21 protein-coding genes and 2 pseudogenes are annotated in these 22,830 nt (G+C 68.1%); 8 read left to right on the top strand and 15 right to left on the bottom strand.

The window, feature by feature from the left end:
- Positions 1 to 4: 4 nt before the first annotated feature.
- The gene (locus NBY69_RS02295) at positions 5 to 445 is read right to left on the bottom strand and encodes an ATP-binding protein (RefSeq protein ID WP_250297885.1); all 441 of its coding nucleotides are present in this window, start codon (positions 443 to 445) and stop codon (positions 5 to 7) included.
- Between the two features lie 137 nt (positions 446 to 582).
- Between NBY69_RS02295 and NBY69_RS02290 the strand changes: the two are divergent.
- Positions 583 to 918, top strand: a pseudogene (locus NBY69_RS02290) (helix-turn-helix domain-containing protein); the annotation flags it as partial.
- A gap of 68 nt (positions 919 to 986) precedes the next feature.
- On the opposite strand, the gene NBY69_RS02285 reads toward NBY69_RS02290, so the two are convergent.
- The 3 genes from NBY69_RS02285 to NBY69_RS02275 all read right to left on the bottom strand — a co-directional run bounded on the left by NBY69_RS02285 (position 987) and on the right by NBY69_RS02275 (position 3,912).
- Entirely contained in the window at positions 987 to 1,874 is an 888-nt protein-coding gene (locus tag NBY69_RS02285; RefSeq protein WP_250297884.1) for a recombinase family protein, read from the bottom strand.
- Between the two features lie 146 nt (positions 1,875 to 2,020).
- A complete protein-coding gene (locus tag NBY69_RS02280) occupies positions 2,021 to 2,668 on the bottom strand; it encodes a response regulator transcription factor (RefSeq protein WP_250297883.1) in 648 nt (215 codons plus the stop codon).
- Positions 2,656 to 3,912, bottom strand: coding sequence for a sensor histidine kinase (locus tag NBY69_RS02275; RefSeq protein ID WP_250297882.1), 1,257 nt, complete (start codon positions 3,910 to 3,912; stop codon positions 2,656 to 2,658). The genes NBY69_RS02280 and NBY69_RS02275 overlap by 13 nt, the downstream gene beginning before the upstream one ends.
- A 151-nt stretch (positions 3,913 to 4,063) precedes the next feature.
- Here NBY69_RS02275 and NBY69_RS02270 point away from each other — a divergent pair, with 151 nt between their 5' ends.
- Positions 4,064 to 4,504 carry a hypothetical protein gene (locus NBY69_RS02270; protein ID WP_161692443.1) on the top strand — a complete coding sequence of 147 codons (441 nt, stop codon included), beginning with the start codon at positions 4,064 to 4,066 and terminating at the stop codon, positions 4,502 to 4,504.
- Positions 4,505 to 4,757: 253 nt separating this feature from the next.
- Here the strand turns inward: NBY69_RS02270 and NBY69_RS02265 are convergent, their stop codons facing one another.
- Positions 4,758 to 7,895 carry a Tn3 family transposase gene (locus NBY69_RS02265; protein WP_250298022.1) on the bottom strand — a complete coding sequence of 1,046 codons (3,138 nt, stop codon included), beginning with the start codon at positions 7,893 to 7,895 and terminating at the stop codon, positions 4,758 to 4,760.
- A 120-nt stretch (positions 7,896 to 8,015) separates the two neighbouring features.
- On the opposite strand from NBY69_RS02265, the gene NBY69_RS02260 reads away from it, so the two are divergent.
- From NBY69_RS02260 to NBY69_RS02250, 3 genes are read left to right on the top strand one after another with little or no spacing between them, the layout of a single operon-like run.
- Positions 8,016 to 9,101, top strand: coding sequence for a tyrosine-type recombinase/integrase (locus NBY69_RS02260; protein ID WP_250297881.1), 1,086 nt, complete (start codon positions 8,016 to 8,018; stop codon positions 9,099 to 9,101).
- Positions 9,098 to 11,431 (top strand): tyrosine-type recombinase/integrase, encoded by a 2,334-nt coding sequence (locus tag NBY69_RS02255; protein ID WP_250297880.1) that lies wholly within the window; start codon positions 9,098 to 9,100, stop codon positions 11,429 to 11,431. The genes NBY69_RS02260 and NBY69_RS02255 overlap by 4 nt, the downstream gene beginning before the upstream one ends.
- Positions 11,421 to 11,831: a DUF6262 family protein gene (locus tag NBY69_RS02250; RefSeq protein WP_250297879.1), complete on the top strand. Its 411-nt coding sequence runs from the start codon at positions 11,421 to 11,423 to the stop codon at positions 11,829 to 11,831. The genes NBY69_RS02255 and NBY69_RS02250 overlap by 11 nt, the downstream gene beginning before the upstream one ends.
- On the opposite strand, the gene NBY69_RS02245 is transcribed toward NBY69_RS02250, so the two are convergent.
- Complete coding sequence (locus NBY69_RS02245; protein WP_250297878.1) at positions 11,828 to 12,244, bottom strand: hypothetical protein; 417 nt, start codon at positions 12,242 to 12,244, stop codon at positions 11,828 to 11,830. The genes NBY69_RS02250 and NBY69_RS02245 overlap by 4 nt on opposite strands.
- 321 nt (positions 12,245 to 12,565) lie before the next feature.
- Between NBY69_RS02245 and NBY69_RS02240 the strand changes: the two are divergent.
- Positions 12,566 to 13,093 (top strand): annotated as a pseudogene (locus NBY69_RS02240) (DUF5753 domain-containing protein); the annotation flags it as partial.
- Positions 13,090 to 13,299 (top strand): DUF397 domain-containing protein, encoded by a 210-nt coding sequence (locus NBY69_RS02235; protein WP_250297877.1) that lies wholly within the window; start codon positions 13,090 to 13,092, stop codon positions 13,297 to 13,299. The pseudogene NBY69_RS02240 and the gene NBY69_RS02235, both read left to right, overlap by 4 nt.
- A gap of 104 nt (positions 13,300 to 13,403) precedes the next feature.
- Here NBY69_RS02235 and NBY69_RS02230 read toward each other — a convergent pair whose 3' ends face one another.
- Positions 13,404 to 13,766 carry a peptidase inhibitor family I36 protein gene (locus NBY69_RS02230; RefSeq protein WP_250297876.1) on the bottom strand — a complete coding sequence of 121 codons (363 nt, stop codon included), beginning with the start codon at positions 13,764 to 13,766 and terminating at the stop codon, positions 13,404 to 13,406.
- Positions 13,767 to 14,078: 312 nt separating this feature from the next.
- Entirely contained in the window at positions 14,079 to 14,774 is a 696-nt protein-coding gene (locus NBY69_RS02225; RefSeq protein WP_250297875.1) for a TetR/AcrR family transcriptional regulator, read from the bottom strand.
- A 142-nt stretch (positions 14,775 to 14,916) separates the two neighbouring features.
- Between NBY69_RS02225 and NBY69_RS02220 the strand changes: the two genes are divergently transcribed.
- A complete protein-coding gene (locus NBY69_RS02220) occupies positions 14,917 to 16,029 on the top strand; it encodes an NAD(P)/FAD-dependent oxidoreductase (protein WP_250297874.1) in 1,113 nt (370 codons plus the stop codon).
- A 139-nt stretch (positions 16,030 to 16,168) separates the two neighbouring features.
- On the opposite strand, the gene NBY69_RS02215 is transcribed toward NBY69_RS02220, so the two are convergent.
- The 7 genes from NBY69_RS02215 to NBY69_RS02185 all read right to left on the bottom strand — a co-directional run bounded on the left by NBY69_RS02215 (position 16,169) and on the right by NBY69_RS02185 (position 21,974).
- Complete coding sequence (locus NBY69_RS02215; protein ID WP_374211187.1) at positions 16,169 to 17,104, bottom strand: urease accessory protein UreD; 936 nt, start codon at positions 17,102 to 17,104, stop codon at positions 16,169 to 16,171.
- A gap of 1 nt (position 17,105) precedes the next feature.
- Complete coding sequence (gene ureG, locus NBY69_RS02210; protein ID WP_250297873.1) at positions 17,106 to 17,726, bottom strand: urease accessory protein UreG; 621 nt, start codon at positions 17,724 to 17,726, stop codon at positions 17,106 to 17,108.
- A gap of 34 nt (positions 17,727 to 17,760) precedes the next feature.
- Positions 17,761 to 18,507 (bottom strand): urease accessory protein UreF, encoded by a 747-nt coding sequence (locus tag NBY69_RS02205; protein WP_250297872.1) that lies wholly within the window; start codon positions 18,505 to 18,507, stop codon positions 17,761 to 17,763.
- Between the two features lie 4 nt (positions 18,508 to 18,511).
- Positions 18,512 to 20,236, bottom strand: coding sequence for an urease subunit alpha (gene ureC, locus NBY69_RS02200; RefSeq protein WP_250297871.1), 1,725 nt, complete (start codon positions 20,234 to 20,236; stop codon positions 18,512 to 18,514).
- A gap of 1 nt (position 20,237) precedes the next feature.
- Positions 20,238 to 20,648 (bottom strand): urease subunit beta, encoded by a 411-nt coding sequence (locus NBY69_RS02195; RefSeq protein WP_250297870.1) that lies wholly within the window; start codon positions 20,646 to 20,648, stop codon positions 20,238 to 20,240.
- Positions 20,649 to 20,743: 95 nt separating this feature from the next.
- On the bottom strand, positions 20,744 to 21,664 hold the full coding sequence (locus NBY69_RS02190; protein ID WP_250297869.1) for a sirohydrochlorin chelatase: 921 nt from the start codon (positions 21,662 to 21,664) through the stop codon (positions 20,744 to 20,746).
- Between the two features lie 4 nt (positions 21,665 to 21,668).
- The gene (locus NBY69_RS02185) at positions 21,669 to 21,974 is read right to left on the bottom strand and encodes an urease subunit gamma (protein ID WP_250297868.1); all 306 of its coding nucleotides are present in this window, start codon (positions 21,972 to 21,974) and stop codon (positions 21,669 to 21,671) included.
- Between the last annotated feature and the right edge of the window lie 856 nt (positions 21,975 to 22,830).

Raw genomic sequence — 22,830 nt, 5'->3', positions numbered from 1 at the left:
GCGGTCACCGTGCGAGGTCGATCTCCGCCCAGATCACCTTGCGGGGCACGGGGCCCGGGGTCACACCCCAGCGGTCGGCGAGCGCTTCGACGATCAGCAGCCCCCGCCCGGACTCGGCGTCGTCGGCGGGGCGGGCCGTACTGCCGGGCACGGTGGGTGGGAGGCGGTCGCCCCGGGTGTCGGTCAGCTCGATCCGCAGCAGCGAGTCGCCGTGCACGGCGAGGCTCAACTGGAAGTCCCTGCCCCGCACTCGGCCATGGACGGCGGCGTTGGTGGCCAGCTCGGCAACGATGTGCGCGGCCGACTCCGAAGGCAGCCCCCAGGCCCCCAGATGCGCGGCGGCGAGCAGCCGCGCGAGCCGCGCGCCCCGGCGGGTGGGGGAGAGCAGCACGGTGAACTGCCGGGTGGAAGCGGAGGGTTCGGTTCGGGTGAGTTCTTGCGTCATGTCACTCAGCGTGGCCGTTCATGTCTACGCTGAACAGTAATGACGCGTGTACGGATAGTGACTGTCCAGCGGTTGTCTGCGCCTGTCCATCCGGTACGGAGTCGAGTGGCGTTGGTACGGGTGGAGGCGGGTTGCGTATGGCTGAGGACAGCATCAGGGAGTGCGTGGGGGACGGGGCCGATCAGGATGTCGACCTGGAGGACGAATCGGGGGCGGTGATCGCGGCAGTCGGCCGGCAGATCCGGCTCTGGCGGGAGGCGGCGGGGCTGCGCGCGGCGGAGTTGGGGACAGCAATCGGGTACGGGGAGAACCAGATCTACAAGGTGGAGGCCGGGAAGCGCATCCCCAAGCCGGAATTCCTGGACCGGGCCGATGAGGTGCTGCGGGCGGGCGGGAAACTCGCAGCGATGAAGAAGGACTTGGTGGAGGCGCGCTACCCGAAGAAGGTTCGAGACCTGGCGAAGTTGGAGGCTGACACGGCCATGGGGACCAACAGAACAGTCAGTATCGGTGAGAACGATCATGGTGGCTGGGGGGCCAGTCACGCGCCCTGCGCGGCGGCGGCCTTCTGCTCGTCGTGCTCGCGCAGCATGCGCATGACGGTGGCCGGGGCAGGGTGCTGCCCGCGTTTCTTGCCGGTGCGGATCACCAGCCGGGAAGCGATCTCGCGCAGGCTCAACTCCTCGTCGCGAAGGCGTAGAGCGGTGGCGAGCATGTCCTCGTCGGAGACCTTGACACCGCCGATGGCCTTGCCTTTCGTGCGGGCGGTCTCCTGGCCTTCGAGGGTCTTATCGCGGATGTAGTCGCGCTCGGACTCTGCCATGGCGGCGAAGAAGGCGAACAGAGCGGCGCCGTGGCCGGCCGGGTCGTGCCTCCCGGCGAGGGGGCCGGTGAGGAACTCCAGCTCGATCTCGGCGTCCCGCAGTTCCTCGGCGGCCTTCAGCAGTTCCAGGGCTCCGCGGCCCAGCCGCTTCATCTCGTGCACCACGAGCGTGACCTTCGCGCCCAGTGAGCGGTACTCGCGGGCCGCCGCAAGGGCCGCCTTCATCTCGGGACGCTCCCGGACCCGAGTGCTGATCTGCTCCTGGAACAGCCGGTGCACGCCGGAGGCTTCGAGGACGTCGATCTGGGACTGGATCTCCTGCGACCGGCTGGAAACCCGCGCGTACGCGAGGCGGACCTCCATCGGCACGGTCGGCGCCGCGAGCTTCTGCACCGGCAGGGCCGTCCAGATGGAACCGGGATGGCGTACGGCGGGGGTGGCGACGTGCAGTTCGGACCGCAGGGCGGGGACGAGCTGGAAGCGAGCGGTGTGGTACTTGAGTGCGACCTTGCCGGCGGTGGTGCGGCAGGGCGAGCCCGCCGGGGCCTGGCAGGTGGACATCGGGCAGGCGTGCGACTCGACGAGCCGGTACGGATCGGTGATCACGCCGAGATCGTTTCAGGAGTACGTTTCACAGGTCAAGAGGAAGGAAACGACCCGTGAAACGAACCGGCCTGCGGCGATGCCGTCAGCGTCCGGTGTTGAAACGGGGACCACTTATGAAACGCCGACTGCGGTGGAGCCGAGGGGCGTCAGGGGTTATTCAGGTAGGTGAGGACGGCGAGGACGCGGCGGTTGTTGGTGTCGTCATCGGAGATGCCGAGTTTGCCGAACATGGAGGTCGTGTATTTGCTGATGGCGCTTTCGCTGAGGAAGAGCCGCTGGCCGATGGCCTGATTGGACAATCCCTCGGCCATGAGGCCGAGCACGGAGTGTTCGCGTTCGGTGAGCCGTTCGAGTCGCCGGTTCGAGGACCCGCTGGACAGCAACTTGGCGATGACGGCTGGATCCATGGCGGTCCCGCCACCGGCGACGCGTTCCAGGGCATCGATGAACTGATCGGCGTCGAAGACGCTCTCTTTGAGGAAATAGCCAATGCCACCGGCGCCGTCGGCCAGGAGTTCGCGGGCGTACAGCTGCTCGACGTACTGGGAAAGGATGAGGACCGGCAGTCCGGGCAGTTCGCTGCGGGCGGCAAGAGCAGCGCGCAGGCCCTCATCCGACTGGGTCGGCGGCATGCGGACGTCGATGACGGCAACGTCCGGCCGCCACGTCAGCAGTGCCTCAAGCGTCTCGGGTCCGGTCGCTGCCGTCGCCACCACCTGGTGCCCGCACGCCTCCATAAGGCGGACCATTCCGTCACGCAGGAGGTAGAGGTCTTCGGCTACTACGATTCGCATGGCACCATCATCCTCACCCGGGTCGGGCCGCCTGCCGGGCTGGTGATCTCCAGGGTGCCGTCGAAGACCGCGAGCCGGCGACGCAGCCCCGCAAGTCCGCCGTCGGCTCGCACGCCAACTCCGCCGCGGCCGTCGTCTTCGACATCGATGACGATGCCGGTGTCGTCCTGGGTGATGGAGATCCGGGCCAGGGTCGCACGGGCGTGCTTGACCGCGTTGGTCAGCAGTTCGGCGATGGCGAAGTACAGGGCAGACTCGATCGGTGGGTCCAGGCGGAGCTGAAGGTCGGCGCTGACAGCCGCTTCGAGCGGGCTGTCCAGGGCAAGAGCGCGAACGGCATCGACGAGCCCGCGGTCGTTCAGCACGGGCGGGTTGATTCCCTGAACCAGTTCGCGCAGCTCGGTCAGTGACGCCGTGGCACCAGCCCGCGCTTCCCGCATCAGCGTCCTGGCCTGGTCAGGGTCGGTTTCCATCAGCTTCTCCGCAGTCGCCAAAGAAAGCCCGAGCCCGACCAGGCGGGCCTGCGCCCCGTCGTGCAAGTCCCGCTCAATCCGGCGGATCTCGGCGGCCTGAGCGACCGTCGCATCCGCGCGCTGGGCGCTCAGTTCGTCCACACGGTCCGCCAACGCCATAGCGGGTGACGGGCGTAGGAAGCGGACGGCCACTGGCTCGACACACCGCCAGGCATACGGGGCACTAGCGAAGGCCACAACCAGGCCGAGCGCCCCGACGACGCGCGCGGCGGACTCCGGCTGGCCGAGCCCGAGGACCGCCACGGCCACCCCGGCCGGCGGAAGGGACGCGACCACGCCCGCAGTGAGCGGCGCAATCGCCGTGAACCTCAGATCGCGCCAGTTGGCGGGATCCCTCCACCGGACCCGCCACTTCTGATCCAAGAGGGCGTCGCGGCGGGTGCGCTCGTAACTGAAGCCGTTCCACCAGTACCCGGTGGACATCCGCGTCACCGGCCCGGCCTCCCGGTATCCGGCGGGGATGACGGTGGCCGTCCACTTCGTGACGAGGAAGCGGACCATCCGGCAGACCGGGCGGGACAGGGGGAGCGTGCCCCCGCACACCAACGCGACCGGCGCGACCCACGACCACGGGTTTCCCGCCCCCCACCAGATCCCCAGCGCCACGGCGGCTGCCCACAAGGCCGGGACCAGCATGCTGATGGCCGCCACGACGCACGCCCGTACGAACCCCACGCCAGCGCGCGCCAGCCACGAACCCAGCTGTCTCATGTTTCTTCCTTCGCTTTCCGTTCGATGCTTCCACTGTGCACCGCGCGGAGCCCGCTACCGCCCTGGCCAGCCGGGGAGTAGGGCTATCCCCACCTACCCGTGCGTCCAGACGGATACCGCGTCGACCGAGCGCTTCGTAGCGTCGGTGAGCATGGAATCCAACATCCACACCCCGCCCTCGGCCGCCCACCACGACCATCCCCACACCCGACGAGCCTTCGACACGGCGAAGAGCAGCATCAAGGTTTACGGCGCGCTCAGCGCCGTCGCCCTCCTGGCGGTCATCGTGGTGTCGAGCAGCGGTCATATGGTGAACACGTTCATGTGGGTCCGGGCAGTCCTGCTGCCTGTAGTCGCTGTGCTGATCTACAGGATGACCGTCTCCGCTTCCCGGGGATCCCGACGGGCCTTCGAGCGCGTGAGCGCCCTCGCCGTGATCATGCCGATCGCGATCATCGGTGTCGACCTGATCCCGGGTGTCTGCCCGCCGTGGTACGCGGTGATGCAGGTCGTCTGCATGCTGCCCATCATCCAAGTCGCGTTCATCATCCGTGGCTCTGCACTGCGCGCCGCCTTCCCCAAGTCACGCTGACCCGCGCAGACCTCGTAGGTGCCCGTGGAGGAGGTCACACATCTCGATCAGCCCGGCCGTCGCTCGGCCGGGCTCCACATCCAGGTGCAGCTGCCCCCTGACGGAAAGCAGGTGCAGGGCCTCCATCGCCCGCTCGTGCGTCATATAACTGGTGGATTTCCTCGAACCGCACATAGCCATGCCGTGCTCAACGACAGCCGCCGCCCAGCTTGTAGGCACGGCCGCCGAGCACGGCAGGCGCGGCGGCCGTGGGTTACTCGTCGTTGCCGTCGTCATCGTCATCGAGATCGACGGCATCCGGGTCGCGCAGCGGCCGCAGCCCGTCGCGCGGGACGGAGGCGGTGAAGCTGTAGCGGCCCAGGACGTTGAGGTTGCGGTGCTTGAGTGGGGATAGCCGGGCCACGTCCTCGTCACGGATCTCATGCCCCTCGGCGCGGAGTTGGGCGACGGCGGCGTCGATGTACCTGGTGGTCCAGAGCACCACGGCGTTCAAAACAAGACCCAGCGAGCCCAACTGATCCTCCATCCCGTCTCGGTACGCCTGGTGGATGGTGCCCTTCTTGCCGTGGCAGATGTTCCGGGCGAGGTTGTGGCGGGACTCCTGGACAGTGAGCTGCTTGTGCATCTGGCGCCGGTACGTGTCGTCCATGGGGTCGACGACGGCGAGCAGGTGCAGGGTCTTGGCGATCCGCCCGTACTCGGCGAACGCCTGCCCGAGCGGGGCCGGGTGGCCCTCGCGGCCGAACATCCGCAGCAGGTCGTAGGCCCTCACCTGGTTGGTGACCAGGGAGCCGGCCACCCGCAGCATGTCCGGCCAGTGCGTGATCACCTTCTTCACGTTCACCTTGTTGCGGGCGATGGCCTCCAGCGGCCCGTACCCACCGGCGTTCTCGGCGCCGGGCATCTGGGCCTTCCAGAACCGCTGGTCCTCCAGGTCCTTGAAGCGCGGGGAGAAGCGGTAGCCGAGCATCTTGAAGATGCCGAACACCATGTCGCTGTAAGAAGCGTTGTCGGTGGCGACCATCTCCGGCTTCACCCCGCCGTCCAGGTTCAGCAGGGCGTCCAGGATGAATAGGGAGTCACGCGGGGTGCCGGGCACCACCATCTGCCCGATGCCGATCACCTGGTCATTGATCGCATTCAGCCAGGTGATGCCCTTCTTCTTCGCGAAGTACTTCGGCGAGGGCGCGGCGTTGATGCTCCGCGTGGGGACGACGAAGCGCAGGCCGTCGACGGAGGCGAGCAGGCCCTTGCCCCAGAACTGCACGATCGGCACCCAGGCCTGGGCTGCGATCAGGGCGGCGTTCGCCGCGGCGATGGTGTCCGCGCGCAGGTAGTACTGGTCGACGTGGACCAGCCGGGACCGGGTCAGTGCCTCGTAGCCCGGGTTGATGACCGGCGTCATGCCGATGTTGCACGCCTCCGAGACCAGCAGCGCGACCATCGAGGTCGGCAGGTCCTTCATGCGGGTCTTGCCGTCGCCCAGGTGCACGAAGGCGTCCAGGAACCCGGTCCAGGCGTGCACCTCAAAGAGCAGGTCTGGCAAGTCGATCTTCGGGAGCATCTTCTCGACGCGCTCGCGCAGCCACTTCAGCGACTTCGGCTCACCGAGCGCGTGAAGCTTCTCCACGTTCAGCTTCGCCCGCCCGTTGGGCTGCACCTCGATGCTGATTTTCGCGTCGTCGCCGGCCTCCTCCAGCCGCTCAGCCATCTGCTTCCACGTAGCGTCCAGCACGTCGACCAGTTCCCGAAGGTGCTGCTCCGCGTCCTCGTCCAGGCTCAGGCCCGCCAGGACGTCCTCGCGCACCGCCTCCCACCCCTTGCCCTGGAGCAGGCGGGCGCGCGGGTCGGACCAGCGGTGCGAGGGGGAAGCGAAGATGTCGCGGCGCTTGAGGGCTCCGAAGAGCTGTTCCAGCACGCAGACCACGTACGCGTCGCGGTCCACCGCCCCTTCCGGCAGGTCCGCGTTCGCGTACACCGCCTTGCGCCAGTGCGACGGCACCAGCTTGTCGTCGACCTCGCGCGGCAGCAGCGGCTTCTCGACCACCTTTCTCCGCGAGAGCGCCGGGAGCCGCTGCACTCCGGTGAGAATCCGCCTGCCGCCGGGCGCAGCGTCCATCGCCTTCGACTCGCCCAGCAAGGACAGGAACGGCTTGACGGTGTTGTAGCGCAGCGCCAGCGCGCTCCGCAGCGCGGTCTCCGCCGTGTTGTCGTCCTCAGGCACCAGGCTCACCACCACGGTGGCCGCGCTGGACAGCGCGGCCCGGGGTGCGACCTCCTCCAAGGCCCGCCACAGCGCGCTCACGTCGACATCGCAGCCGGTCTGCTCGATGAGCTCCAGCTCCTCGATGAACACCGCCGCCGCCCTCGCCACCAGCCGCGATGCACTCTCCAACTGCGGCAGGGTCGACAGGCGCTGCTTCTCGCTGGACCGCTTCGCCGTACTGATCAGCCTCGTCGCCATCAGGATCTCGAACAGGTCCAGGGCGTCGTCGATCGCCTTGGCCTCCAGGTAGCGCATCACCGCGGTGAGCATCGCCGTGCGCTTGGGCTCCGGGGTCCGCTCCAGCTTCGGGGCCTTGGTGCCCAGTCCGTACCGCGCCAGCGCGGAGAGCCGGTTCGGCGGGATCTTGTCCAGCTTCACCCGCCCCAGCTGGAAGGAGGCGATGTCCTCGACCCGCTGCAACGCGCCCTTCATCGCGGTGCCCGTGGTCCGCGTCGGCGGCCGGCGCATCCGCTCCAGCTCCGAATACCGCTTGCCCTCCGGCGTCTTCAGCGTGGCCACCAGGTCCCCGGGCAGCGCCGCGTCCACCCGCCGGACCTCCTTGGCGACCGTGGCGTGCAACCGTTCCTCCGCGAGTCTGCGGACCTCGGCGACCTCCCGGGCCAGCACGCTCACCCCAGGCAGCAGCACCCGGTTGCGTCGCAGCCAGCCCACCGAATGATCGAACAGGGCCTTCGGCCCCTCAGCGTGCGCCGTCCACGCCCGCCCGTGCAGAAAGGATCGGAACTTCCGGCCCTGAGCGCGGTCCTCGTACAGTTGGTAGCCGTACGCCTCACGTATCTCCCACGCGTGGTCATACACCGTCTGACGCCGGTCCGTGTACCGCTTCACACACGACGCGTCCTCGATCCCCAGCTGCTCGGCCAGGTGCTCCACCACCGGCCACGGCACATCCAGCGGGTCCTCGCCCAGGAACAGGCCCACGTACCGCACCGTGCACATCTGCAGCGCGAACCCGAGCTGGTGATGCTGCGTACGCCGCAGCGCAATCAGATCCCGGTCCACGTCATCCAGGAAGAAAAAGCGTTCCAGCTCGGGCTTCGTCGGCTCCTCGGCGAACTTCCCGTACGCCTCAGCCTTTATCTGTACGCGGTCCGGAAGCGTCAGCGACGTACGGGACGTGGCGTCCGGCAGGGTGCTTGCGCCTGTGGCTGACACCGTGTCGTGACCGTTGTCCGTGACGCTCGTTGCTCCATTCGTGATGCCCGTGGATGGGGAGGGGCCGGGATGTACGTGCGACGGGTCGTGGGGTCCGGGATGCGCCGCGAGACGTACACCGTCGTGGACGGCGAGGGACGGGTGGTCGAGACGGTGGACGACTACCTCGCGCTGTGCACCGACCGGGAGCACTCACCGAACACGCTCCGGGCCCGTGCCTTCGACCTGAAGGCGTGGCTGGTCTTCCTCCGGCTTCTGGACATCGATCCGCTGGCCGCGACCCCGGAGCAGGTGGACCAATTCGCCGGGTGGCTGCGGCGCCCGGTCCAGCCGGGACGGCTGCGACCGGCGGACGCTGACGGCCCGGCCCGGGAGCCGTCAACGGTGAATCGCGCGCTGAACAGCGTCTACATGCTTTACGAGTTCCTCGCGCGCCGTGGCATTGGCATGGGAGCGCAGCTGACCCATCGTCGGGCGACGTCGATCGGCGACCACGGTGGGTTCCTCGCCGGTATTGCGGAGCGGCAGGTCACCGGTCGGCCGACGCGGCTGAAGCAGGTCAAGCGGCGGCCGGCCACGCTGACGGACACCGACGTCCAGAGCATCCTCGACGCGTGCGAGCGGCTGAGGGACCGGCTGCTGATGGCGTTGATGTTCGAAACGGGCTGCCGGATCGGGCAGGCGCTGGGCCTGCGGCACGAGGACATCAACACGGACCGGCGGACGCTGACGCTGCGGCCTCGGGAGGACAACGCCAACCGGGCCCGCGGCAAGAGCCAAGACCCGAAGGAGATCCCCGTCCGGCAGACACTGCTCGACCTCTACACGGACTACCTGTTCGCCGAGTACGGCGAGCTGGACTGCGACCACGTGTTCGTGAACCTGTGGAACGGCGCCGTGGGAACGCCGATGGGGTACTGGGCGGCGATGAGCCTGGTCAAGCGGCTGCGGCGGCGCACCGGTGTCGACTTTCACCCCCATCTGTTCCGGCATACTCACGCGACCGCACTTCTGCGGGCGGGCGTGCGGCTGGAGGTGGCGAGTGAGTTGCTCACGCACCGCTCGGTACACACCACGGCGGACACCTACGGGCACCTGGACGCGGATGACCTGGCCGACGAGCTGGACCGGGTGGGCTTCAGGGGCGCGTGGTGAGCGCCGACGGCCGCCTGGCCGCCGTCGTCCCGTTCCCCGGGGATCCTCGGGTCGCGGCTCTGCTTTGCGTGGTGCGGCCGGAGTTCCGGGTCGAGCACTTCGTGCCGCCCGCCGGGCACTTCCTGGCCCCGACCCCGTGCGTGATCACCACCTGCTTGCGGAAGAACGCCTCGCGCGGGTTGTGCGCCGCGCACGACGCGGCCTGGCGGAAGGCCGGGCGTCCCGAGCGAAAGGCGTGGATCGCGGAGCCGGCGAACTGGCCGGCCGGGCTGAGCCTGGACGTGGCCTCGTGCCAGGTCAGCGAATGCCGGTACTCCGGCGGCCTGTCGGGCCTGTGTGACCTGCACCTGGCCGACTTGAACGGCCTGCATTCGCGGGGTCGGCGGATCAGCGACCGCGAGTACGCCGCCGCGGCGCCGGAAATCTCCCGTCCGGCGGCTGGCAGGTGCGGCTTCCCGGACTGCGGTTACGAGATCAGCCGCAGCGGCTTGTGCGACGGGCACCACTACCGCTGGACGAAGGTCGGGCGGCCTCCGCTGGCCACGCTGCCCGCTGAGTTGATGCTCCGCAACGTCCCCAGCTTCGCCGTCGCGGGCCTGCCGCTTTTAGCTGCGCTGGAGTTCCAGTACCTGCTCCAGCTCCGCACCGACCAGCGACGCTCCAAGGTGGTCCTCAGCTCCTGGGTCCGCGCGGTCAACACCGTCATCGACGAAGGCGTCTCCTCGGTGCGGGACCGTCCGGCCCAACACTGGCGTTGCCTGTCGCTGAACTACACCACCGTCCCGCAGCTCTTCACCGACCTGCTGGAGGCCCTCGGTGACCTCGATGGACCCGCCGAGGAGTGGGACAGAGACGTGTGGCGCCCGGACCGGCTCGGCTACAGCATCGAGGAGCGGCAGCGCGTCGCTCCGCTGGACTTCACCGGCATCACCCAGCCCTGGCTGAGGCAGACGGTCAAGCGTTACCTGCGGCTGCGGCTCGCGCGCACGGAACTGCGGTCGGCCGCGCGCAACCTCCACGACTTCGTCCTCTTCTCCCGGTTCATCGCGGAGGCCCGCCCCGACCGGCAGAACGACCCTGCGGTGGTGGACCGGCCGCTGCTGGAGTCCTATATCGGCTGGGTCGGCCGAAGGACGGTGGAGCAGAAGGGGCCGTACTTCGGCCAGCCCGTGTCCCCGGGCAGTCGCAGCCGCTTGCTGTCGACGGTTTCCACCATGCTCGAAACGTGGCGCCGCTACGACTGGCAGCCCGCGCTGCCTGCCGACGCCCGGATCCACCGGGATGAATACCCGCGGCCGCGCGGGCTGAAGGCCAACTTCATCGACGAGCACCTGATGGAGCAGATCGAGTCCGAGGAGAACCTGGCCCTGCTCGACCCCGAGACACGCGCACTCGTACTGATCTGCCGCGACGAGGGCCTGCGCATCAGCGAAGCACTCACCCTGAAGACCGACTGCCTGAAGAAGACCCCCTCCGGCCGCTGGGCCCTGGTCCACTACAAGAGCAAGGACAAGAGCTTCCGGGCCATCCCCGCCTCCCGCGTCGTGGTGGACGCAATCCGGGAACAGCACGGCCGGGTCCGGGAACGGTTCGGCGGCTCCTGTCAGTGGCTGTTCCCCAAGGTCAGCGGCAACCCGGACGGCAAATATCCGATGCCCTACGGCACCGTGGACACCCGATTCGACGCCTGGCTGAAGCGGATCCGCCTCATCGACTCCAACGGCGACGCCGCCACCGTCAGCTGGCATCAGTTCCGGCACACGCTGGGCACCAGAATGGCGAACGCGGGCGTGTCCGGGCGTACCATCCGCGAGGTCCTGGGCCACACCTCCTGGCAGATGCAGGAGCACTACTCGCGCATCGCGGACGACACGCTTCGCCGCGAGTACGAGGAGAAGTACGAGGTCCGCTTCAACCTCAAGGGCGAGGCCGTCAAGATCCACCGCGACAGCGACCTGTCCGGCGTCGAGTGGCTCGCCGAGAAGATCGGCCGCCGCCTCCACGCGGTCGCCGGCGGCTGGTGCGGACGGCACATCTCCCGCCCCTGCCCCAAGACCGCAGCTGATGGCTGCTACTTCTGTGACGACTTCCAAAGCGACCGGCAGTTCCTGCCCATCCACCGCGACACCCTCGCCCGCACCCGCGAACTGCAAGCTGACGCCGCAGCCAGCGGCCGTTCCCGCGCGGCCGACGTCAACGCACGGCTGGCCACCGCAGTCGAGCATCTCATCATGCGCATTACCGACCAGGAGAACGACGGAGTCGCCCCGGCGCCAGACGACCTTCGCGGCGGCCCAGTCGAGACGAAGGGGGAAGCAGATGCGGGCTGACAACTCGTCCCACCTGGCCGAGGCCGCACAGCAGCGCCGCTTGGACTGCATCGAGCGTGTCCAAGCCGTCCTGGGGGCCCTGGAACGCGACGGCGGAGCGGTGACCGTCGCTGGCGTCGCCGCACGGGCCGGGGTCTCCCGAACCTTCCTCTATGACGACGCCCAGGCCCCACTGCTGGCCAAGCTACGAGAACTCGCGATCAAGCAGCCCGCCACGGGACGACCGGCCCTGCCCGACCACCAGCGCATCACCACCAAGTCCCACGAGACAGTGGTGCGAGCACTGCGGGAGGCGAACCAGAAACTGAACGAGGAGAACGAGCGGCTCCGCAACGAACTCGCCGTGGCCCTCGGACAGCTCCGCGACCTTCGCCGAGGCATCCCCGCTCCACGCGTTTAATGTCCGGTCTCGGGGTACGGCCCGACATCGGCGAACCGGCGGATCCGGTCCTGTTCGGCGGTCTCGTCGGAGGCGTCGAAGTGCTGTACCTGGTTCCACCAACGGTCATGGTCGTAGCCCTCGCAGTGGTTGAACTCATGGGCCGTACTGCGTAGCCGCTGCCACTCCCGCACGATCGCGGCCCGCTGCCACATCTGTGGCCGCTCCACCGCGAGGAGCGTGTACAGGAGCTCGGCCGAGTCGCAGACCAGGATGAGCAGAGACCGCATCGCGAAGGACGTCTCACCGGTCTCCCCGACCTCCTCGTACACCCGCCCCAACTGGACGTTGAGGAACGTCTCCAAGGCGCGGACGTCCTCGGGCCTGAGGTCTTCGGCGTAGATGAGGGTGCGCTCGGACGGCGGGGTGGTCATGTAGGCGGGTCCTCCCTTTCCTGCGGTGCCAGCTGGATCAGCTCCGGTGGCGCTGCAACTCTACGGAGAGGTGAATGACACTGTCAGCCACATAAAAGACCAGCTCATGCCTCCTATCGAACGCAAGAGGTCCAGATAACAGCCTGCTCGTCAGTCAAGAATTCCACCGGCATGAGGCGGACGTAACCACCCGGCCACGAGCAGTCGTGGATCTTTCCCCGAACACCCGCACGAAACGGATCGCTTGTGCTAGTGGATCACGACAGGTCGACCATGATCAATCTCACCGATGCTGGCTGTTCCGTTGGTCCCCAAGGCCGTGACACGGCCGAAATGGGCGCGTACGCCGGCATCGTTGTGCACGGCCTTCTGCAAACCGAGGAGTACGCCCGCGCGTTGTACGGGGAGCGACGTCCGGCCTTCTCCGAGGAACAGGTTGAACGCCTGGTTGCCGCGCGGATGGCCCGGCAGGCGATCTCCGAGCGACGGCCGGCCCCTCTGCTGACATTTGTTCAGGAGGAGGCGACGCTGCGGCGTCCGACCGGAGGCAAGATGGTGTTGGAGCGCCAGCTCGAACACCTGCTGGAACTGAGCGCGTTACGGCACGTCGAGATCCAGGTCATGCCGACGGAGACGGAGGAGCATGCGGGGCTGGGCGGTTCGCACCAAGTGCTTAAGCTGAACGACGGAACGGCTGTGGGACACAACGAGGTTCAGTTCACCAGTCGGCTGATCACCGATCCCAAGGAGGTCCAGATCCTTGAGATGCGGTACGGCTTGATCCGGGCCCAGTCGCTCTCGCCTCGGTTGTCGCGAGTCTTCATCGAGAAACTGCTGGGAGAGAGATGAGTGTCAAGCCCTCAGCCGGAAGAGCTTCCGGGCTGATGTGGGTCAAGAGCAGCTACAGCAGCAGTGGCGACGGCAACGACTGCGTCGAGGTCGCCTCCGCACCCGGCGCGGTCCACGTCCGCGACTCCAAGAACGTGCCGGGGCCGCAGCTCGGCTTCGCCTCTGACGCGTGGGCGGATTTCGTCGCGTACGCGTCCGCGAGCTGATCCCGCTGCCGTAACCATGCCGAACCCGCCACCGACAAAGTCGGCAGATCATCAGCTACGGACGGCAGGCGTCCGTGCCCAGCCGGAGCTGGGCACGGAACTACTTACTTCCAGTAGCCGTAGCTGTCACCCAGATCGGGGTTGACCTCGCCGGAGGCGACCTTCTTGCTGTAGCCGTTGCAGATCCAGCTCTGACTGACTGTCCAGTCCTGGTTGTCCCTGTTCACGATCGAGCGCACCGTGCCCGAGGGGACGCTGTCGCAGGAGTGGATCTGCGGATTCTGGTACGCCTCCATCTGCCCGCCGAAGTTGGCCTCCGGCCAGAAGCACACCCATCCCGAGTAACAGTCGTCAGGACCACTTTCCTTGGGGGCGCTGGACGCCGGGGCCGCCGCGGTCAGAGCGAGGGCTGCTGCCGCGCCCGCACCTGCCAGCAGGAACCGTCGTGCGGTGGAAGCGATACGCATGAGAACTCCCTCGTCATGACTCCGCCCTGTGCGAAGTCGATCACTCTAGGGATCTCCTTCATCACCTTGTGTCACACGCACGGAATCGGCCCTTTGCGGCACGGGAAACAGGCCACCCCACTTGAGCTCGGCATGACACCGAAGACGTGGACGAGTTCCATGGCCCGGACGCTGACTTCAAAAGATCTTGGCAAAGCTGTTGTGACCCGACTTGCCAGGTCGAGCCGCCGTTCCAAGCGTGGGAGACCGGAAGGCAGAACGCGAACACTGATCACAACCTCACGCGGGCCCGGCGAGGCTGCGTGAGGCCGGCTACGACGGCGCCGGACCGGTCGGCCTCTGGTGGGAGATGATTCCGGTGAGGATGAGGTCGATACCGGCGAGGAACTCCGCCCGGTCGTCGTGATCGCGCAGTTGGTCCGCGACGTTCCGGGTGAACGCGTACTCGTCGGGGTCGAGGTCTGCCCAGGCGGCCGAGACGGTGTTGAGGAACTCGGTCCGGTTCGTGTCCGGAGGGCAGCCGCGGGCGTTGGCCGCGTTCTGTCCGCCCACTCCGAGGATGTAGCTCAGCAGCGCGGACGCGGCGGTGAACTGGGCGGTGTGAGGTACTCCGAGCGCCTGGACCTGGCGTCCGAGGTGTTCGAAGACCCGCAGCATCGGTGCCTGCGACGGGGCGCCGGCGAGCTGCGTGCCGATCCACGGGTGGGCGTCGATCGCGTCGAACACGCCGAGCGCGAGGGCGCGGATCGCTTCCTGTGGCGTCGCGTCGGCGGTGTCGGCGGTCGCGGTGCCTGCGATGGCGGCGTCGGTGGCGGCGTTGAGGAGTTCCGTCTTGCCCGTGACGTGCCAGTAGATCGCACCGGGGCCGGTGGCGAGGCGCTCGGCCAGTGCGCGGAACGTGAGTCCGCCCTCGCCTGCCGTGTCGAGCAGCTCGATCGCGGCCTCGACGATGCGCTCCCGGGAGAGCGGTTCCTCCCGTCGCTCCGTGCGACGCGTCCTCGTTGCCATGTACGCATCCTGACACATGTCTGGAACCCCGTTCCAGCTTGACATCTCTGGAATGCCGTTCCAGGCTGGTATTGGAACGGCATTCCAGAGAGGGCCTGCCGGGTGCCCGCCCGGCAGGCGTACGACAGGCAAGGAACCCACCATGACCACTGACGTCACGATCATCGGCGCCGGACTCGGCGGACTCGTACTGGCCCGCGTCCTGCACGTCCACGGCATCCCGGCGACGGTCTACGAGGCGGAGGTCTCTCCGACCGCCCGCTCCCAGGGCGGGATGCTCGACATCCACGAGGACAACGGCCAGCCGGCTCTGCAGGCGGCAGGCTTGACGGACGAGTTCCGCGGCCTCGTGCTGGAGGGCCGCGAGGCGACTCGGGTCCTCGCCTCGGACGGGACGGTTCTGTTCGACGACGACAGCGAGCGTGGGCGCCCCGAGGTGCTGCGTGGCGAGCTGCGACGGATCCTGCTCGAATCGCTCCCGGCCGGCACTGTCCGGTGGGGTCACAAGGTCAGCGGCGTCCGTGCTCTCGGCGGCAGCCGCCACGAGGTGACCTTCGCCGACGGCACCACTGTCGTCACGAGCCTGCTGGTCGGCGCGGACGGCGCGTGGTCGCGGGTCCGGCCGCTGCTCTCCGGCGCGACCCCCGAGTACATCGGCAGGTCGTTCATCGAGACCTACCTGTTCGACAGCGACACCCGGCACCCGGCCGCCGCGAAAGCGGTCGGCGGCGGGGCGATGCTCGCGCTCGCGCCGGGCAAGGGGATCCAGGCCCACCGGGAGAGCGGTGGGACCCTCCATACCTACGTGGCGCTCTCCAGGCCGCAGGACTGGTTCGCCGGTATCGATTTCACTGATTCCGCGGCGGCTGCCGCGCGGATCGCGGAGGAGTTCGACGGCTGGGCGCCGGAGCTCACCGCGCTGATCACCGACGGCGAGACCGCACCGGTCCTGCGCATCCTCAACGCCCTGCCCAACGACCACCGGTGGGACCGGGTGCCGGGGGTGACCCTGCTCGGCGACGCCGCCCACCTCGCGGCCCCGAACGGTGAAGGCGCCAACCTGGCCATGTACGACGGCGCCGAACTCGGCAAGGCCCTCGCCGCGCACCCCGATGACGTCGAGGCCGCGCTCACCGCGTACGAGCAGGCCCTCTTCCCCCGCAGCGCCGAGGCCGCCGCCGACGGCGACGACCTCCACGAGCTGCTCTTCGGCGACGACGCACCCCACGGTGTGGTCACCATGTTCAACGGCTGATCAGCGTGTTCGCCGAACGCGGGTAGCCCCTACTGCGCACACGACCCTTCGAAGTGCCCCGGAGCCGGACCCGCCGGGCTCGTGGTGGCGGGACTCCTCCACACAGCGAGGAGCGGGACTCCTCCGCACAGCGAGGAATTCAGGGTTTGCGGAGGTCAGGTGCCGGGTGCCCGGTGAGCAGCCGGCGGACGGCGTCCCAGGCGGCGCGGAGTGCCTGGGTGATCTCCGGCTGATCGCTGCCGAGCATACGGAGCCAGGCACCGCAGTCACCCGGCAGCACACTCGCCCCGTGGGGCAGTCCGGCGACGGCGGCGTCGAGGACGTCGGCGATTTCCTGGGCCGGACAGCGATCACTGATCACGAAGAGGGACGAGAGGTGATCGAGGCCGCTGAAGACAGCAGGGCCGGTGACGCCGCCCCCTTCCCCCGGTGTGAGCCGCAGGGTGTCGACGGCGAGCAGGGTACCGTCCGGCCGCCGGATCTCCAGATCGCTGGAGAGGACGGTATAGGCGTGTCGCTCGCCCCGGGCGAGCCTGCCGGCCGCCATCGACTCCGAGAAAAGGACAGTGGCCCGTTCGGCCACCTCCAGCCTCGTCGTCTGGTGGAAGCGTGCGCCGCGGAAGGGAATGATCGGGTCGGGCAGGTACTCCACGTACGCCCCGTCGGCCGCGCTGAGATGGGTGACCTGCGTCGCGTAGTTGTCCTCCATGCGGTAGACCTTCGTGGCCGCCTGCGTGGTGAAGTGCGCCTGCGTGTCCGGTCCGCAGTGGAAGTCCTGGCGGTAGCGGTCGGCCTGGGCGATCCCGCCGCCTGTCGCCATCACGTACGTGAAGGCCATGCCCGGCAGGGCGGGGTCCACGTACAGCGGTCGCATGATCTCCAGCGGCGCTTTCTGGTAGCGCTGTACCAGCTCCGTGCGCTCGCCCCGCCTCGCGAAGGCGAGGTCGAGGATGCCGACCTTCGCCGGTGCCCCCGCCCCGAGGGTCACCGGCGCGGAGAAGAGCGTTCGGTACGGCATCGGCAGCCTGGGCAGCTCGTAGTGCGCGGGACTGAGTCTGTCCACGGTGGCCCTCATCTCAGACCAGCGCGACGCGGCGCGAGTCGATGAAGGCCGCGACCTCGTCGACGCCCTTGCCGGTGAGGCAGTCGGTGAGGACGACGGGACCCTCACCCCGCACCCGGTGGGCGTCCGACTCCATGACGGTGAGATCGGTACGTACGTACTGGGCGATGTCCATCTTGTTGATGACCAGCAGGTCGGACTCCGTAATGCCCGGCCCTCGCTTGCGCGGCATCTTCTCGCCCTCGGCGGTGTCGAGGACGAAGATGAAGAGGTCGACGAGCACGGGGCTGAACGTGAGGGTCAGGTTGTCGCCGCCGCTCTCGTAGAACAGGACGTCGACGTCGGGGAACCGCTCCAGGAGTTCCGCACCGGCGGCAAGGTTCATCGTCGGGTCGTCGCGCACCGCGGTGTGCGGGCAGGCACCGGTTTCCACGCCGATGATCCGGTCCGCGTCCAGTACTCCCGCGAGAGTACGGCGGACGTGTTCGGCGTCCTCCTGGGTGTAGATGTCGTTCGTGATCACGGCCGGCTGCCGGCCCTGCGCAATCAGGACCGGCACGAGCGCTTCGATGAGGGCCGTCTTGCCCGAGCCGACCGGGCCTCCGACACCGACGCGCAGAACGTTGTCTCTCATGCTGTCTCTCTTCGGTGGTGTTCGGATACAGGGATCAGGTGGCGAACAGACGGGCCTCGGCGCGTTCGTGCCGGGCCGACATGACGTCCGCGAGGAAGGTGGTCGCCCCGAGGTCGGCCAGCTCACGGCGCAGCGCCTCTTCGGTCACTTCCTGGATGACGCGGGCCGTGTCGCGGAGCAGGACCTGGGCACGCCGGTGGTCGGTGAGCCGCAGACGCAGGGCCGCGCCCGCGAAACTGGCGCAGAAGGCGAAGAGGTCGGAGGTGACGGCCTGGCCCACCGGCACCCCGATGCAGGCGTACACCACTCCCGCCGCCACGGCCTGGTTCCCCGGCGCATGCCGCGCGCTCACCGTCTTCTGGTACTGAGCGATCCCGGGTTCCCCGAAGATCTCGGCCGCGAGATCCAGGAGCTGACGGCCCGTGCGCTGCGCTGCCTGCCGCATCTCGCGGTTGAGTTTCGTCGCATGGAGGCGCATGTCCACGGCGCTCACCTCCTCCCACGCGCCGGCCCGCGCCGCGCGGTGGGCGAGGGCCAGCGCGGTGGCGTCGGAGGGACCGACGCCGTTGCGCAGAAGGTCGTGCAGCAGTGCCCCCACGGTCTCCGGTGTCACGAGTCCGGCCTGTGCGAAACCTTCCAGGCTGTGCGACAGCGTGTAGAAGCCGCTGGGGAAGGCCGAGTCCGTCAGTTGGAGGCTGACGAGCAATCGGTCGAGGTCCGGGGCGTGTTCGGTGATCGTCGGGAGGGGGTGCTGCTCGGCGCTCTGCTCTTCGCTGTACATGGGATCAGGCCAGGAAGAACAGCTTGTTGAGCGGCAGCTTCTCGGCGGGATCGATGGTGGCGACCCGGCCGTTCATGGTCACCTTGTACGTTTCCGGATCCACCTTGATCTCGGGCACGACATCGTTGCGCACCATGTTGTGCTTGCCGATGGTGCGTGTCTTGCTCACAGGCAGGACGCGTCGCTGCAGACCGAGCTTCTCCGGGACGCCGGCGGCGATACCCGCCTGCGACATGAAGGTGACGTGCGTGGACTGCATGGCACGCCCGGACTGGCCGAACATCGGCCGGTAGTACACCGGTTGGGGGGTCGGGAGCGAGGCGTTGGGATCGCCCATCAGGCTCCAGGAGATGATGCCGCCCTTGATGACCATCTTCGGCTTGGCTCCGAAGGAGTGCATCGGCCAGAGCACGATGTCCGCGAGCTTGCCCGTCTCGAGCGAGCCCACGTAGTCGGAGATGCCGCACGCGATGGCCGGGTTGATGGTGACCTTGGCCAGATAGCGCAACACACGCTGGTTGTCGTTCCGCTCGGTGTCCTCGGCCAGAACGCCCAGCTTCTCCTTGCACAGGTGCGCGATCTGGAAGGTCCGGGTGACCGATTCGCCGACACGGCCCATCGCCTGGGAGTCGGAGGAGACCATGCTGATGACGCCCTGGTCGTGCAGGAAGGTCTCCGCCGCGATGGTCTCCGCCCTGACCCGGCTGTCGGCGAACGCGACGTCCTCCGGGATCCCGTGGCTGAGGTGGTGACAGACCATGACCATGTCCAGCAACTCGTCCACCGAGTTCTTGCAGTACGGCAGCGTCGGGTTGGTGGAGGACGGCAGGATGTTCGGTTCGCCCGTGACCCGGAGGATGTCGGGGGCGTGGCCGCCACCCGCGCCCTCACTGTGGAAGGTATGGATGGTGCGGCCGTCGAACGCGGAGCGGGTGTCCTCGAAGAAGCCACCTTCGTTGAGCGTGTCGGTGTGAATGGCGACCTGGATGTCGTGCCGGTCGGCGACGGTCAGGGCGTTGTCGATGACAGCCGGGGTGGCGCCCCAGTCCTCGTGGACCTTGAGGGCAGCGGCACCCGCCACGATCTGCTCATCGAGAGCGTCGGGGAGACTGCCGTTGCCCTTGCCCATGATGCCGAGGTTGACGGGCAGGCCCTCGGCGGCCTCCAGGAACCGGGCGATCTGGAAGGGCCCCGGTGTGCAGGTGGTCCCGTTGGTGCCGTCCGTCGGCCCGGTCCCGCCACCGAAGAGGGTCGTGATGCCGTTGCTGAGCGCCTGCTCGCACTGCTGCGGGGAGATGAGGTGGACGTGCGCGTCCATCGCCCCGGCCGTGGCGATCAGGTGCTCGCCGGCGATGACCTCGGTGCCGGCACCGACGACGAGCCGCGGGTCCACGTTCTTCTGCGTCTGCGGGTTGCCCGCCCTGCCGATACCGGCGATGAAGCCGTCCTTGATACCGATGTCGCACTTGACCACACCGAGGATCGGGTCCATCACGACGGCGTTGGTGATGACGAGGTCGAGCGCGCCCTGGGCCGCGGTCGCCTGCGCACTGGCTCCCATGCCGTCGCGCGCCGTCTTGCCGCCCCCGTAGACGATCTCGTCGCCGTACATGCCCTCGCGGAAGTCCTTCTCCACCTCCACCACGAGATTGGTGTCCGCGAGGCGGAACCGGTCTCCGACCGTGGGACCGAAGAGCTCCGCATACTGCTTACGGGAAAGCGTGGGCATATCAGTTTTTTCCCTTCTTGCTGGACTTCGCCGATTCCTCGCCGGCTCCGCGGAAGCCGCGCTGCATGGCACGGGCGACGGCGGCAACGCGGGCGGGATGTGAGGTGACGCTGCCGTTGAGCAGACCGCTGAAACCGGTGAGGCGTCCGGTGCCCGCGAAGGTGCACAGCTCCACCTCGTGCGTACCGCCCGGCTCGAAGCGCACGGAGGTGCCGGCCGCGATGTTGAGGTGCATGCCGAGAGTGGCGTCCCGGTCGAAGTCGAGAGCCGAGTTCACCTCGAAGAAGTGGTAGTGGGAACCGACCTGGACGGCACGGTCACCGGTGTTGCTCACCCTCATCTTGAGGGTGCGGCGGCCGGCGTTGATCTCGATTTTTCCCTCGCCGTACATATAGCGCTCGGGAAGAGGCATCGCAGACTCCTAGGAGTGTGGGGAACTGGGATGGGGGCAAGCGGCGCGACTCGCCGACCCGAAGAGGGACCGGAGAGGGAGAGGCGGCGAGCGAGTCAGCGCGCCAGGGCCTGAGCGGACTCGCTCGTTCGCTCGCTCGGGGAATGGGCATGAAACGCGGTGCCGGGGGACTGCCCGTGGGTAAGGGCCTGCCTCACGCCGTGGGAGTGGGGTTCTCCTGCACTGGGGGAGCGAAACACCCCGGCACCGTGGGAATGGGGCTCTCCCGGACCGTGGCTGTGGGCGTCACCCGCGCCATGGTCGTGGTCGTCACCCGGGCCGTGGCTGTGGGCGTAGCCGTGGCCGTGCGCCTCTGCCAGCCCGCGCTCGACGCCGTCGTCGCCGTGATCGAAACGGTGCCAGGCCTCGTGGACACGACTGGCGAGCACTCCCGCGAGCGCGATGGGGGTCAGCAGCGGCAGCGCGTCGTCGACCGGGGGCACGGCCGGCCAGCCGGCGAGGAGAACCGCGACCTCGTCGGCGCCCAGTGCCACGCAGCGCGCCCGCCCCTCGCGCGGGTCGGGATCGCCGCCGATCAGCGCGACCTCCACCGTGCGGTGCCTGGCGTACTGCCGTACGAGGCGTGCCACGCGGAAGAGTTCAGCGTCCGAGAAGGGGTCGCCCGTGGGCGCGACGACCAGCAGTGCCGTGTCCGTTGCCACCTTCGTGGCGGAGGCGCGGAGCCAGCCGATGAGATGTCCGGTCGTACCGAAGGACGAGGCGAGAACGGTCGCTTTCCGGTCTTCCGGGCAGAGGGACCGCAAGGTACGTGCCGCGTCGGCGACCAGTTCGGGGTCACGCCCCAGCGTCATGGGGACCACGCACACCTGCTCGCCGCGCCCGCGCGCCTCGGCGACGCGCTGGTACAACTCCCTGCCGGGGGTTGCCGTGCTCACGGACGGCACGAGGAGCGCGCGCAGACCGCGCCCGTCGTCGCTCTCGTGACCGACGACAGCGATCGTGTGCTGCTTCGTCATCGTCTCAGCCGCCGACGGGATCGTGGCACGAGACGAGCTTGTTGCCGTCATCGAAGGTCGCCTCGATCTGCAGCAGCGGCAGCATCTCCCGCACGCCGTCCATGACCTGGTCCTCGCCGAGCACGTGCCTGCTCAGCTCCATGCAGTCGGCAACGGTCTTCCCGTCACGCGCCGCCTCCAGCACCGCTTCACTGATGATGGCGACGGTTTCGCTGTAGTTGAGCTTCAGCCCGCGGTCCTGGCGCTTGTGTGCCAGGTTGGCGACGACGTATACGAGCAGCTTGTCGATCTCTCTCGGAGCGAGGTTCACGCGTTGATGCCTTTCTGCGAAGCGGGTCGGAATGCGCCGGGTGCGGCGAGTGAGGGTCCGGTTCAGAAATCCGTGTCCTGAAGGGTGACCGCAGAACGGAGTGGGGGCGGCCGCGAGAAGCGCCCAGGTGGTTATTTGAACGTCAGGTGAAGGTGTGGCTGCTGAATGCCGTGAAGAGCATCGCGATACCTCGCAGGACGCCGCAGCAGGGGTGCTTGGACACGGAGACGCTCCTTCACGGAGAGTGAATAGCGACGGAGAATGGATAGCGACGGAGAACGGATAGCGGCGGAGAGTGCCTGAGGCACTCCGCCGCGTCACAACCTAGGCGTCACGGGTACGTAAATCAGGGAACAAGCACGGTGGGCTCACCCGGACAGCGCACAACGCCACGAGCAGCAACATTCTCTTCTGGGGACACGCGCCCAGGCAGTCGCCGACTTGGTGAGCAAGTGGTCGGCAGACAGAAAAAGTCACACATCAACCGGATGGAAGACGCGACGGGTCTGCCGAACGAGCGAATCTGTCCCACATCCAGTGATAACGGAATGCCGTGGCTTCGAAAGGCTTACATGCCGTCGACTTCGCAGTTCGAAGGAGGCATTTCAAGCATCCGGGGTTTTCAGGTATCCGAGGCGCCGCTCCGGTCGTGGCATCCAGGGACACCGGCACGGCCACCAGGGGACTGACCGGCAGCTGGGGAAGTGAGCAACTTGCCGACCCCCGCGAACGATCGGGGCTCATTCCCTGGCGGAACGAACGTGGGCCCCTGCGCCGGCGCCCGCCGGGCCGCCGCCATACTGCGGATGATCACCAGCAGTTCAGCCCCCGTGCCCTCCCGTGTCCCCCGGGCGCT

The organism is Streptomyces sp. A 4/2, from assembly GCF_940670765.1.
Lineage (GTDB): Bacteria > Actinomycetota > Actinomycetes > Streptomycetales > Streptomycetaceae > Streptomyces.
The sequence above is the reverse complement of the archived record's forward strand: the minus strand, read 5'-3'. Positions and strand labels throughout refer to the sequence as shown.